Genomic DNA, 13,060 nt, shown 5'->3' with positions numbered 1-13,060 from the left:
GTTTCTCAACTTCAGCCAAGGACGTATATGAACTGGATCTATCTTGGAATCGCCGTGATCTTTGAAATTGCGGTCGCTATCTCTGCCGGCAATGCGAAGGGGTTCACGCACTTCTGGTGGAGCGTCTCCACCCTCGTCACCGGTGCGATCGGCACCTATTTCCTCAGTCTCGCATTGCTCACCTTCCCGGTCGGCGTCGGCTACGCGATCTGGACATCCGTTGCCGGAGTGGGGATCGTGGTCCTCGGCACGCTGTTCTTCGGGCAGCGGCTCAACCTGAAAAAGATCGTCGGCATCGCGATGGTGATCGGGGGCGTGGTCGGCCTTCAACTGAGCGGCGTATAAGGAAAGCAACCATCATGACTACAACTGACAATCAACGCGCATGGCTCATGCTGCTGCTGGCCGGCGTCTTCGAGATCGGCTATGCGCTCAGCGTGGGCGGCAGCAAGGCCTTCACCTTGCCGGGCTGGTCGATCTCGGCCGTCGTGTTTTTCCTGCTGACGCTGTATGCGCTCAGCGTGGCCCTGAAGACCATCGATGTCGGGATAGGCTATGCGGTGTGGGCCGGCATAGGCGCGGTCGGCGCGGCGGTTTTTGGCAGCGTTCTGTTCGGCCAATCGCTTGCGCTGATCCAGGTGTTTTGGCTGGCGCTCATCATCGCCGGCGTCGTCTGGCTGAAGCTGGCGGACAGTGAGAAACTCCAGGCGCGCAGGAACCCGTGATGTAAAATAGTCCGGCAATTTCTTATTGGAAACTACGGACTGGTTTATGTTAAAGAGAAGCGATTCATGGCTCAACCTGACCCAAGTGGTCGCCAATGTTGAGTCCGCCCTTGCTTCGGTTCTTCAAGCCCGCCATGGCATCGGCCTGTCGGAATATCGCGCGTTGGAAGTGCTGGCCCGCTCGCCGAAATCCGAGCTGCGCATGCAGGAACTGGCCGCGCATCTGCGTCTGAACCAGAGCTCGGTTTCGCGCCTGGTCGAGCGTCTGGAGCGTGACAGTCTGACGATCCGCGATCTCTGCCCCGCGGACAAGCGCGGGGTCTACACGGTGCTGACCAGCGAAGGGCGCGCGCGCCTCCAACGCGCGCTACCCGACTACGAAAGCGCGCTCGATGCGGCGCTGGCGGAGCATGGCGGCGAGCAGTTGTTGTCGGCGCAGGGCGAGACCGGCGCCGGCTAGGTGCCGGGCGCGACGCGCTGCTGTATGGCTTCGATGACTTTTTCAGCCCGCATCTGGCGCAGCACGCCGGACAGCCGGGGCACCAGATCCTCGTGCTTCTTGTGCAGGTAGTGGTACACCGGGAACGAGGCCAGCGGTGGACTGAGCACATGCACCTCGTCCAGCTTCAGGCTCTTGACGACCGCTATGCCGGACAGGCGGTTGCCGACCACGATGTCGGTCCGGCCCACCATCATTTTCTGGAAGGCCTGTTCCATCGTCGGTACCGCCTCGGTCCGCATGCCGGCGGTGTTCTCCTGCACGATCTTGATCCCGCGCACGTGGCCGATGGTGAACGGCCGCAGGCTCTCCCAGCCGTTGACGAGGAAGCTGGTGCCGTGGGTGAACACGACGATTTCATAGGTCAGCAACGGCACCGGCACGATCAGCAGATTGCCGTAGGTCTGGTCCATGCCCAGCTTGCGATACAGCTCGCCGTCCATGCGGCCTTCGTTGGCGTAGATCAGCGTGCGTTCGCCCGGCAGGCGGTGCACCGCCAGCTGATAGCCCAGCCTGTCGTAGGCTTCGCGCAGCACTTGTTCGGCGATTTCGGTGGCGGGGTCGACGCCCAGCAGCGTGGAGATGTTGATGACCGGCTTCCCGGGCGCTGCTGGGTAGGCGGCGGGGAACCAGGGCAGTAATGCCAGCCGTAGGAAGGTGCTGCGCCGCATGGTCAGGTACTTTGTGCGTGGATGGTCACGGTGCTCAGCACCAGCATATACGTTGCCCGCCGGATGCGCCATTGGATTCTGGGCAGCATCCGGATCGGCCGCGTCAGGCGCTGCGGATTTTTGCAGGAAAGCAACACTGTGGCTTGCCGGCATCGACAGGCGCAGGCGGCCAGGCGTAGGATCGAAGTGCTTACAGCGGCGGCGATCCCGTCGCTGCGGCAGGCAGAGTTCATTCCATTTACCTCACCATAAGGAACGCCCATGAAACGTCTCGCCATTGCTGCGCTCAGTTTGCTGTCGGCATCGCTGCCGGCCTTCGCCGCCGACAAGATGGCTACGCTCGACCCCAAGGTGCCCTGCGTGATCGAGTATCCCAAGGCCTCGCTGATGAATGAAGAAAAAGGCACTGTGGTGCTGAGCCTGAAGCTGGCGGCCGACGGCAAGGTGCTGGAGTCCAAAGTGAGCAAGTCCAGCGGCTTCAAGAACCTGGACAAGGCCGCCTCCACCAGCATCACCAAGTGCAAATTCCAGGCGCCCGGCGGCGAGCAGTGGCAGACCATGGAATATGTGTGGAAACTGGAGTAAGCGCTCAGGGACATAGCGGACTGCCCGGCTGCAGGCCCAGCGACTCGGCCTTGACGATCGTGGTCGCCAGCGGCAGCGCGCCGGGCAGGCTGACCAGCGGCACCATGGTCTGGTAGGCCAGCGCGTCGCAGCCGCCGTTGCCGTTGGCCGCGCACACCCGCGCGCGCACGAAGCGGATGCAGCTGGCGCCGTTCGGGTCGGCGATGCAGTTCAGGCGCGCGCGCGCCACGCAGGCCGGCAGGCTGCCGGTGGGGATGGGCGTCAGCGTCAGGGCGCCGTTGCCGGCGCGCGTCAGCGCCAGGTAGTCGATCTGCACACGGGCGTCGCTCACCGGCTGCCCCATCATCAGCGTGCCGGGCCCGGTGCGCAGCAGCGCCTTCTGGCGCACCTGGTCCATCACGCTCACGCTGCTGAAGTCGCTCACGGCGGCCATCGCGGCGGCGCGGCGCGTCACCTCTTGCAGCGTGTTGAGCAGGTACACCGCGCGCGCCACTTCCATCACCGCGTACAGCAGCGTAAAAAACACCAGGGAGATCAGGCTGAACTCCACCGTGACGGCGCCGCGCGTCTTCATGGCAGCAGCTCGATGGCGCCGCCCAGCGCCTGGTCCGGCACGGCGCCGGCGAATTCGGCGTGCAGCGCGGTGGCGGTGGCGGGCACGGTCATGAAGAACTTGCCGACCGCCAGCACGTTGGCGCCGACGGTGCCGCCGCCCGCCACCGGGCAGGCCAGCAAGGCCACGTTGAGCACGCGGCGCAGGCGCTGTCCCGGCAGATTGGCGCTGGACGGCGCCTGGAAGTTGGCGCCGCCCAGCGCCTGGTAGGGCGGCAGCGCCGGATAGCCGGGCGCCGCCGGCGCGCCGGGCGAGTACAGCTGGACCCAGGCGGAGGCCGCGAACGGGGTATAGCCGCCCGCCGGCTCGGCCGCGCCGGGCGTGTAGGCGCTGTAGGGCACGGCCCTGGCGTAGGACCACAAGGCGCCGTAGTCGGCGTTCACGGTGCCGGCCGGCGAGGGCAGCGGATCGGCCACGGTCCACAGTTTGTTGTGGCCGGCGTCGCTGTACGATTTCGCCGACTGCATGGTGCGCGGCGTGCTCATCCAGGTGATCGTTGCGTAGGCATAAGCCTTGATGTTGGCGTCGGGCGGTGCGCCGTTGGCGCTGCAGGCGCCGCCCGTGTACTGGTCGAAGCGCGAGTTGAGCTGCTGGTACAGCGTGGCAAGCGGGAAGCCGCGCGTCACCGTGACGGCGCCGCCCTGCAGGCGCGGGATTTGCAGCGTGCCGCTGCACACATAGGGGCCGGTCACGCTGTCGGCGGTGTTGGCGGCGCTGCCGGCGGCGCCGGGCGGCGACAGCGGATCGATGACGAAGTGTTCCGCGGTCAGGCCGCTGGCGTTGAGCCGCATCAGGTCGTAGGCGACGCCGCGCCGGAAGCCGTATTCGACCAGTTCGTTCTGCGCCGGCGGGCCGGGGTTGAGGCGCGCGGCGGCCGGCGTGGCCGACAGCGCGCACACGGCCAGCGGGGTGGCGGCGATGGTCAGCCGTCCGGCGGTGGCGCTGGCCGAGGTGGCGACGTTGGCCAGCGTGCTCGATAGCGCGCGCATGAACACGGTCGCGACCTGGCCGTAGGCGGCGTTCAGCGCGCTGGTGTCGGCGCGCACGTACAGCAGGCCGTCCGGCGCGCCCTGGGCGCTGGCGGCGTCCATCCACGGCCCGGCGGCGTCCGGCGTCGCGCTGAAGCGCAGGGCGGCGCTGGACCAGGTGAAGCTCAGCTGGCCGTGCTGGTAATGCAGCTCGCTGGCCGCCGTGGCCGCCTTGGTCAGCGCGCTGGCGACACCGCTCGCGGTTCCGTTGAGCTCGCGCGCGGCGGCCAGCGCGGTGGCGTCGGCCAGCAGCTGCAGCTCGGCCTTGCGGTTGTACAGCTGCCCGAGGTCGAGCGCCATGCCGACAAATAGCAGCAGGCCGAGCAGGGCTATGCCGAACATCATGGCAAACGCGCCGCGCTGCCGGCGCGGCCTGCGGCGGTGGGTGTCCATGCGCGGCCTCCTGGTGGTCGATACCGCTCGATTCTATCCACATGGAAATATTCGAATTTGATCGAAGGCAAGCGCCACGCTCCTGACAGAAACTGTCACAGCCTGGTCTTACCATGGTGTTCATGCGGCGCCGGAAATGAGCGCCGCGCTAACCCACCAGGAGAACATTCATGATCAGCCCTAACTATGTCTTGCTGTACGTCGACGATCCGGTCGCCAGCGCCGCCTTCTACGCCGACCTGCTGGGCCAGCAGCCGGTGGATACCGCGCCGACCTTCTCGCTGTTCATGCTGGAGAATGGCCTGAGGCTGGGCCTGTGGTCGCGTCACACGGTCGAGCCGAAGGCGCTGGCCTCGGGCGGCGGCAGCGAGCTGTGCATCAGCGTGGCCGACCGCACGGTGGTCAACGACATGTATGCCGACTGGTCGGCGCGCGGCGTCGCCATCGCCCAGCGTCCGGTGGCGATGGACTTCGGCTACACCTTCGTCGCCGTCGACCGCGACGGCCACCGCCTGCGCGTGTTTGTGCGCGAAGGCGAGTAAGCCTGATTGACGGAGCAGGGCCGGCCGGCACTGCTCCGCCAATTACGGTTGACACTCAAAAACAATGAATGCTATATTCGTCCACATGGATTGGTAACGTTTCCAATTCATGCGTTTCTTCATGACGCGCACCCCTCGTCTCTTCGTATCGAAGTTGCCGGCGCCCTGGGCGGCGCCGGATTTTTTACCGGGACGGGGCGGGCTGCGCTCATGCATAATCAAGCGCCGGGATACATCGGCGTTCAAGGAGACAGGATGATTAAGCAGGGTAGGGGCGGCCTGGCCGCCGCATGGCTGGCGGCATGGGTGCTGACGGCGGGCGCCGCGCAGGCGGCCGCGCCGGCCGGCCCCAGGGCCGAGGTGATGCACTGGTGGACTTCCAGCAGCGAGTCGGCCGCCGTGCGCAAATTCGCCGAGGCTTATCGCGCCGCCGGCGGCGTCTGGGTCGACACGGCCGTGGCCGGCGCCGACCAGGCCAAGGCCGTGGCGATCAACCGCATCGTCGGCGGCAATCCGCCCACCGCCGCCCAGTTCAACACCACCAAGCAATTCCGCGACCTGATCGATCAGGGCTCGCTCAACAACGTCGACGACATCGCCGCGCGCGACCACTGGGACCAGCTGATGCCCGGCCCCATGCTCGACGTCATCCGCGTCAACGGCCACTACTATGCGTTGCCGGTGGACATCCACATGTCGACCTGGATCTGGTATTCGAAGGCGGCGTTCAAGAAGGCCGGCATCGCCAAAGAGCCGGCCACGCCCGACGAACTGTTCGCCGCGCTGGACCAGCTGAAGGCGGCCGGCGTGGTCGGCCTGGCCCACGGCGGCCAGCCGTGGCAGGAAAACATCCTGTTCCAGGCCATGCTGGCCAATGTCGGCGGCAAGCAGCTGTACCTGCAGGTGCTGCGCGACCGCGACCCCAAGGCGCTGAACTCGGAAGCGTTCAGGAAAGTGCTGGTCGCTTTCAAGCGCCTGCAAAGCTATGTCGACGCCGGCTCGCCCAACCGCAACTGGAACGACGCCACCGCCATGCTCATCAGCGGCAAGGCCGGGGTGCAGATCATGGGCGACTGGGCCAAGGGCGAATTCGCCGCCGCCAGGCAGACCGCCGGCAAGGATTACGGCTGCATCGCCGGCCTCGGCCCGGCCGTGCCCTATCTGATCCAGGGCGACGCCTTCGTCTTCCCGAAAACCACCAACGCCGACGCCGTCAAGGCGCAGAAGCTGCTGGCCACGTCCATGCTGGCGCCGGCCGCGCAGCTGGAGTTCAGCAAGCTCAAAGGTTCGCTGCCGGTGCGCAGCGATATCGATGTGGCGTCGATGGACGCCTGCGCCCAGGCCGGCATGGCGATCATGAAGGACAAGTCGCGCCAGGTCGGCATGATCGAAGTGTTCCTGACGCCGGACCAGAACGGCGCGCTGCAGGATGTGCTGACGGCGTTCTGGAACACCAAGATGCCGGTCGAGAAGGCGCAGAAAAGCATCGCCGCCGCGCTGCGCGACTGACGCCGCCACGCTTGTCACCGCCGTATGCCATGGGGTATGCTTGCCGCCGCATAGACTGAACGGATAAGGGGACTTGTGGCAACCATCAAAGATGTGGCCCGCCTGGCGGGAGTAGGGCTGGGCACCGCGTCGCGCGTGATCAGCGGCAAGGGTTCGGTCTCGCAGGCGACGCTGGAAAAAGTGCGCGCGGCGATCGACGAGCTGGAGTTCCGCCCCTCGCACGCGGCGCGTACGCTGCTGTCGGGCAGTTCGCAGATGATCGGGGTCTACATCCCCTATCTGAGCGGGACGTTTTACACGCCTATCCTGCAGTCGATCTACACCGCGCTGCGGGCCGCCGGCCTGAACATGGTGGTGGCCTTCGGCGTCGGCGAGGGCGATGCGCGGCAGCAGGCGATCGAGGGCGTGAACTTCCTGATCGAACGCGGCAGCGACGGCTTGATCGTGATGAGCAATGCGCTGGAGGACGAGGATTTTGTCGCGCTGGGACCGTTCCAGCAGCGGGTGGTGGTGATCAACCACGCCTTCGCCAGCATCGCCGGGCAATGCTTCACCGTCGACCATGAGGCCGGCGGCCGCCTGGCGGCGCGCACCTTGCTGGAGCAGGGCCATCGCCGCATCGCGGTGATCGCCGGCCGCGCCAGCGCGCCGGACAACCAGCAGCGCATCGCCGGTTTCATGGCGGAGCTGGCGGCGGCGGGCATCGATACGGCCTCGGTGTGGATGGAGGATGGACAGTTTTCGCCGGAGGGTGGCTGGGCTTGCGCCGAGCAGCTGATGGCGTCGGGATACGAATACACGGCGGTGTTCTGCGCCAATGACGAGATGGCGGTGGGCGCCTTGTCCTGCTTCCAGCAGGCCGGGGTGGCGGTGCCGGAGCAGGTGTCGGTGCTCGGCTACGACGATACGCACAGCGCGGAATTCACCGCGCCGCGCCTGACCAGCGTGCATATCCCGTGGAGCGAGATGACCTTGAACGGCTTGAATTACCTGCTCAATCACTGTTATGAGCTGGCGCGTCCGGTGCAGCGCGAGTATGCGCTGCATGTGACGCAGCGGGCCTCGCTGGGGCCGGCGCAGGACGGCGGTAAAAAGGCGTAAAGAATGAGGGTGTGCGCTGGTCGCACGCTCTTTTTTTGGTGTATATTGGAAACGATTCCACATACGGAGACGCGGGGATGGTCACTACAAGATTGCTGGGTACGGTCCGGCTGGCGGCGGCCTTGCTGGGCGGCGCGGCGGCGCGGGCGCAAGCCCCCGCGCCGGCTCTGCCGATGCTGCACACCGAAGGCACGCAGTGGCTGGCGGCCGACGGCAGCCAGCCGGCGCTGCGCGGCGTCAACCTGGGCAACTACCTGATCCAGGAGTTCTGGATGATGGGGCAGGGCAGCGCCGGCATCGACGACCAGTGCAAGCTGGAGGCGGTGCTGGACCGCCGCTTCGGCTACGCCGAGCGCGAACGCCTGTACGCGCTGTACCGCGACAACTGGATCACTTCGCGCGACTGGGACATGCTGCCGAAGATGAAGCTGAACCTGGTGCGCCTGCCCTTCATCTACAGCGTGGTGGAAGATGAAAAGAACCCGCGCCACCTGCGCGCCGACGCCTGGCGCTATCTCGACAACGCGATCGATGAAGCCGAGCAGCGCGGCATCTACGTGATCCTCGACCTGCACGGCGCGGTCGGCTCGCAGGGCTGGGAGCACCACAGCGGCTGCGCCGGCAAGAACAAATACTGGGACACGCCCGATTACCAGGCCCGCACCATCTGGCTGTGGCAGCAGATCGCCGCGCGCTACAAGGACCGCGGCGCGGTGGCCGGCTACAGCATCCTCAATGAACCGTGGGGCACGACGCCGGAAAACCTGGCCGTGGTCATGGGCACGCTGTACCGCGAGATCCGCAAGGTCGATCCCAACCACGTCATCATCCTGCCCGGCCACAGCAAGGGCATAGACGCCTACGGCAAACCGTCCGAGCACGGACAGGTGAATGTCGCCTTCGAGATGCATCCGTATCCCGGCCACTTCGGCTGGGGCAAGCCGGGCGCCGATGTCCACCGCGACTGGCTGCAATGCGGTCATGGCGCCGATGCGGGCAAGGGCGGCGTCTGCGCGTGGAAGGCGCAACAGCAGCAACTGAACACCGCCTACTTCATCGGCGAGTTCCAGCCCTGGGCCCTCCTGGGGCCGGAGCTGGGCGGCCAGGTCACGCGCGCCACCTACGACACCTACGTCGCCAACGGCTGGGCCTCGACCGCCTGGTCCTACAAGCTGCTGACCAATCAGGGCGGCCAGGGCAAAGGCACCTGGGGCCTGGTGACGAACGCCCCCGGCGCGAAGATCCCCAAGCTCGATTTCAACGCCGCCTCGCTGGCCGAGATTGAAAACCTGTTCCGCCTGTTCGGCAGCGTGCCGTACGAGCCGCAGCAAACCGTCATCAAATGGATGAACGCCAGCGTTCCGCCTACTCCCTTCGCCCCATCAATAAAAAAACCATGACCATGATTCTTACCGACCTGCCTACGGCGATCCAGCGTTCCGACTTTGCCAGCGACTTCCTGTGGGGCGTTTCGACCTCGGCCTACCAGATCGAGGGCGCCGCCGCCGAAGACGGCCGCGTGCCGTCGATCTGGGACACCTTCAGCGAGACGCCGGGCAAGATCCGCGACGGCGCCACCGGCGCCGTGGCCTGCGACCACTATCACCGCTGGGAGGAAGACCTGGACCTGGCGCAGTCCATGGGCCTGAACTCCTACCGCTTCTCGATCTCCTGGCCGCGCATCTTCAACGGCGTGGACGCCGAGCCGAACGCCAAGGGCCTGGAGTTCTATTCGAAGCTGGTGGACGGCATGCTGGCGCGCGGCCTGCAACCGTGGTGCACGCTGTACCATTGGGACCTGCCGCAGTATCTGGAAGACCGTGGCGGCTGGGCCGACCGCGCCACCGTCGACGCCTATCTGCACTACGTCGACGTGATAAGCAAGCACCTGGGCGGCCGCGTGCAGCACTGGATCACGCACAACGAGCCATGGTGCACGGCCATGCACGGCAACTGGGACGGCATGCACGCGCCGGGCAACAAGAGCCTGCCGCTGGCGCTGCAGGTATGCCACAACGTGCTGGTGTCGCACGGCCTGGCCGTGCCGCTGATACGCGCCAACGTGCCGGGCGCGAAGGTGGGCATCGCCCTCAGCCTGCATCCGGTGCAGGCGGCCAGCGACAGCCTCGCCGACCAGCAGGCCGTGGTGCGCCACGACGTGCTGCGCAACCGCTGGTTCCTGGACGCGCTGTATGGCCGCGGCTATCCCGAGCTGGCGCTGCAACTGGTCGGCCAGGATGCGCCGACGGTGCTGCCGGGCGATATGGAGGCCATCGCCGCGCCGATGGATTTCCTCGGCGTGAACTACTACTTCCCCGAGGTGGTGCGGCATGCGCCGGACCAGTACCCGCTGCGCACTTCCATCGTCTATCCGCAGGACCGCCAGCGCACCGACTTCGGTTGGGAAGTTTCGCCGCAAGGCTTGATCGATCTGCTGGAACGCGTGGCCCGCGACTACCCCACCGGCGATTTGTACGTGACCGAAAACGGTTCCTCGTACGACGATCACCTCACCGCCGACGGCGCCGTGAACGACACAGCGCGCCGCGACTACCTGATCCGCCACCTGGCCGCCATGCGCGACGCCATCGGCGCCGGCGGCAACATCAAGGGCTATTTCGCCTGGAGCCTGCTGGATAACTTCGAATGGGCGGAAGGCTATCTGCGCCGCTTCGGCCTGACCTACATCGATTATCCGACGCAGCGCCGCATCCTCAAGCAGAGCGGCCAGTGGTACAGCGCCTTCCTGCAGGCAGAGTAGCCGTCGTACCCGCGCAGGCGGGTACCCATGCTGAGTATGGACTCCCGCTTGCGCGGGAGCGACGCGATAACAATATCAACAACGGAGACAAGTACACGAATGAAGACCAATAACCACATCCTGCGCCGCGCCGTATTGGCCGCCGCGCTGGCGCTGGGCGCCACCAGCCTCGCCACCGCCGCACCATTGACCGACTGGCCGCATATCACCAGCGCCGTCAAGCAGGACAAGGCCATGGAAGCTCGCATCGCCAAGATCGTCGCCGGCATGACGCTGGCGCAGAAGGTCGGCCAGATGACGCAGCCGGAAATCAAATTCAGCACGCCCGAAGACATCCGCAAGTACTACATCGGCTCCGTGCTGAACGGCGGCGGCAGCTGGCCGGACGGGAACAAGCACGCCAGCGCGGCCGACTGGGTCAAGCTGGCCGACGCCTACTACGACGCCTCGATGGGCACCGACATGAAAGTGCAGATCCCCGTCATCTGGGGCATCGACGCCATGCACGGCAACAGCAATATGTACGGCGCCACGCTGTTCCCGCATAACATAGGCCTGGGCGCCGCGCGCGACGCGAAGCTGATCGGCGAGATGGCCAAATCGGTCGCCAAGGCGGTGCGCGCCACCGGCATCGACTGGGTGTTCGCGCCCACGCTGGCCGTGGTGCGCGACGACCGCTGGGGACGCACCTACGAATCCTTCTCCGAAGACCCGGCCATCGTCAAGGACTACGCCGGCGCCTACGTCAAGGGCCTGCAGGGCGATCTGAAATCGGACAACACCGTGGTCGCCACCGCCAAGCACTTCATCGGCGACGGCGGCACGGCCGAAGGCAAGGACCGCGGCGAGAACCAGTCCACGATGTCCGAGATGATTAACATCCACGCCCAGGGCTACTACCCGGCGCTGCAAGCGGGCGTACAAACAGTGATGGCTTCCTTCAACAGCTGGAACGACGTCAAGGGCGGCGCCGACCACGGCAAACTGCACGGCAGTAAAGAGCTGCTGACCGACGCGCTGAAAACCAAGATGGGCTTCGACGGCCTGGTGGTCAGCGACTGGAACGCCATCGCCGAAGTACCCGGCTGCGCCAACGACAGCTGCGCCGCCTCGATCAACGCCGGCGTCGACATGGTGATGGTGCCGGAACACTGGAAGGCCTTTATCGCCAACACCATCGCGCAGGTGGAGAAGGGCGAGATCCCGATGTCGCGCATCGACGACGCCGTCACCCGCATCCTGCGCGTCAAGCTGCGCGCCGGTCTGTTCGACGGCAAGAAGCCTTCGCAGAACATCTACGCCGGCAAGCAGGAGCTGCTACAGGCGCGCACGCTGGCGCGCCAGGCGGTGCGCGAATCGCTGGTGCTGCTGAAGAATAACGGCGGCGTGCTGCCGCTGGCACGCGGCAAAAAGATACTCGTCGTCGGCAAGAGCGCCGACAACATGTCCAACCAGTCGGGCGGCTGGTCGCTGACCTGGCAGGGCACCGACAACAAGAACAGCGACTACCCGGTCAGCGACACCATTCTTGCCGGCATCCAGGATGCCGCCGGCAAGGACAACGTCACCTTCAGCGAAAACGCCGCCGGCGTCGATGTCAGCAAGTTCGACGCCGTCATCGCCGTCATCGGCGAGACGCCGTATGCGGAAGGCGATGGCGACATCGGCCCATCCGGCACGCTGCGCCTGTCCGGCCGCCATCCCGAGGATCTGGCCGTGCTGCAGGCCGTGTCGGGCAAGGGCAAGCCGGTGGTGACGGTGCTGATGACCGGCCGTCCGCTGTTCGTCAACGACCTGCTCAACCTGTCCGACAGCTTCGTCTCGGCCTGGCTGCCGGGCACCGAAGGCAAGGGCGTGTCCGATGTCCTGTTCCGCAAGGCGGACGGCAAGGTCAATGTGGACTTCCACGGCAAGCTGTCGTTCTCGTGGCCGAAGTCGGCCTGCCAGTCGCCGCTCAACGTCGGCGATGCGGCCTACGATCCGCTGTTCAAATATGGTTACGGCTTGACCTACGCAGGTGCGGCAAGCAAGGGCGCCTTGCCGCTGCTGGACGCAAGCTATCCGGCCGGCGGCTGCGGCAAGGCCACCTCGGTGCCGGTGTATGCGCCGGCAGACCGCTCGACCTACGCGCTGTACGTCCACAGCGGCGGCAAGCGGGTGGCGCTGGGCGCGGACCTGAACGCCGTCTTCAATCTGCCGACCGTCAAAGTCGAAACCGCGCAGATCAACACCCAGCAGGACGCCAAGCGCCTGACCTGGAGCGGCCCGGCCAAACTGGAAGCGCAGGCGTCCCAGGCGCAGAAGCTGCCGGCGTTCGCGTCGGCTGACGGCGCGCTGCAATTTGATGCTATCGTGTCGGCTGCGCCGCAGGGCAAGGTCGGCGTCGGCATCGAAACCGTGGAGCTGGATGCCAGCGCCGTGTTCCAGCGTTTGGCGGGCAAGGGCAAGCAGACGGTTAAAATCCCGCTGGCCTGCTTCAGCGCCAAGGGCTTGTCGATGGCGGCACTGAGCACGCCGTTCAGCGTGTCCGCCGATGCGCCGTTCGCGGCGACGTTCGCCAACATCCAGATCGTTGGCGGCGCCGCCAAAGACAAAGATGCGCTGGCGTGCGGCGACTTTAAATAAAACATCAG

General features: G+C 66.0%; 13 protein-coding genes. 10 read left to right on the top strand and 3 right to left on the bottom strand.

The genetic code is table 11. From position 1 onward, the window contains the following. Positions 1 to 27: 27 nt before the first annotated feature. The 3 genes from GEV02_RS15815 to GEV02_RS15805 are packed head-to-tail and all read left to right on the top strand — an operon-like array spanning position 28 to position 1,185. Entirely contained in the window at positions 28 to 345 is a 318-nt protein-coding gene (locus tag GEV02_RS15815) for a DMT family transporter (protein WP_152838891.1), read from the top strand. 14 nt (positions 346 to 359) lie between these two features. Beyond that, positions 360 to 725, top strand: coding sequence for a DMT family transporter (locus GEV02_RS15810; RefSeq protein WP_152838890.1), 366 nt, complete (start codon positions 360 to 362; stop codon positions 723 to 725). Positions 726 to 771: 46 nt separating this feature from the next. Continuing rightward, positions 772 to 1,185 (top strand): MarR family winged helix-turn-helix transcriptional regulator, encoded by a 414-nt coding sequence (locus GEV02_RS15805; protein ID WP_152838889.1) that lies wholly within the window; start codon positions 772 to 774, stop codon positions 1,183 to 1,185. Here GEV02_RS15805 and GEV02_RS15800 read toward each other — a convergent pair. Beyond that, positions 1,182 to 1,895, bottom strand: coding sequence for a substrate-binding periplasmic protein (locus tag GEV02_RS15800; RefSeq protein WP_152838888.1), 714 nt, complete (start codon positions 1,893 to 1,895; stop codon positions 1,182 to 1,184). The genes GEV02_RS15805 and GEV02_RS15800 overlap by 4 nt on opposite strands. 261 nt (positions 1,896 to 2,156) lie before the next feature. On the opposite strand from GEV02_RS15800, the gene GEV02_RS15795 reads away from it, so the two are divergent. Next, positions 2,157 to 2,480, top strand: coding sequence for an energy transducer TonB (locus GEV02_RS15795; RefSeq protein WP_152838887.1), 324 nt, complete (start codon positions 2,157 to 2,159; stop codon positions 2,478 to 2,480). A gap of 4 nt (positions 2,481 to 2,484) precedes the next feature. Here the strand turns inward: GEV02_RS15795 and GEV02_RS15790 are convergent, their stop codons facing one another. Beyond that, positions 2,485 to 3,054 (bottom strand): TadE family protein, encoded by a 570-nt coding sequence (locus GEV02_RS15790; protein ID WP_152838886.1) that lies wholly within the window; start codon positions 3,052 to 3,054, stop codon positions 2,485 to 2,487. Continuing rightward, on the bottom strand, positions 3,051 to 4,514 hold the full coding sequence (locus tag GEV02_RS15785; protein ID WP_152838885.1) for a pilus assembly protein TadG-related protein: 1,464 nt from the start codon (positions 4,512 to 4,514) through the stop codon (positions 3,051 to 3,053). The genes GEV02_RS15790 and GEV02_RS15785 overlap by 4 nt, the downstream gene beginning before the upstream one ends. A gap of 170 nt (positions 4,515 to 4,684) precedes the next feature. Here GEV02_RS15785 and GEV02_RS15780 point away from each other — a divergent pair, with 170 nt between their 5' ends. The 6 genes from GEV02_RS15780 (at position 4,685) to GEV02_RS15755 (ending at position 13,052) form a co-directional block, all read left to right on the top strand. After that, positions 4,685 to 5,056, top strand: coding sequence for a VOC family protein (locus tag GEV02_RS15780; protein WP_152838884.1), 372 nt, complete (start codon positions 4,685 to 4,687; stop codon positions 5,054 to 5,056). 255 nt (positions 5,057 to 5,311) lie between these two features. After that, positions 5,312 to 6,565, top strand: a complete 1,254-nt coding sequence (locus tag GEV02_RS15775; RefSeq protein WP_152838883.1) for an ABC transporter substrate-binding protein — start codon at positions 5,312 to 5,314, stop codon at positions 6,563 to 6,565. A gap of 75 nt (positions 6,566 to 6,640) precedes the next feature. Beyond that, positions 6,641 to 7,666, top strand: coding sequence for a LacI family DNA-binding transcriptional regulator (locus GEV02_RS15770; protein WP_328595825.1), 1,026 nt, complete (start codon positions 6,641 to 6,643; stop codon positions 7,664 to 7,666). 77 nt (positions 7,667 to 7,743) lie between these two features. After that, positions 7,744 to 9,066, top strand: coding sequence for a glycoside hydrolase family 5 protein (locus GEV02_RS15765; protein WP_152838882.1), 1,323 nt, complete (start codon positions 7,744 to 7,746; stop codon positions 9,064 to 9,066). After that, positions 9,063 to 10,427, top strand: coding sequence for a GH1 family beta-glucosidase (locus GEV02_RS15760; RefSeq protein ID WP_152838881.1), 1,365 nt, complete (start codon positions 9,063 to 9,065; stop codon positions 10,425 to 10,427). The genes GEV02_RS15765 and GEV02_RS15760 overlap by 4 nt, the downstream gene beginning before the upstream one ends. Before the next feature lie 99 nt (positions 10,428 to 10,526). Then, the gene (locus GEV02_RS15755) at positions 10,527 to 13,052 is read left to right on the top strand and encodes a glycoside hydrolase family 3 protein (RefSeq protein WP_152838880.1); all 2,526 of its coding nucleotides are present in this window, start codon (positions 10,527 to 10,529) and stop codon (positions 13,050 to 13,052) included. Positions 13,053 to 13,060: the final 8 nt, after the last annotated feature.

Origin of the sequence: Rugamonas aquatica (genome assembly GCF_009380215.1) — a bacterium.
Classification (GTDB): Bacteria; Pseudomonadota; Gammaproteobacteria; order Burkholderiales; family Burkholderiaceae_D; genus Rugamonas; species Rugamonas aquatica_B.
This window is presented reverse-complemented; position numbering and strand designations above follow the sequence as displayed.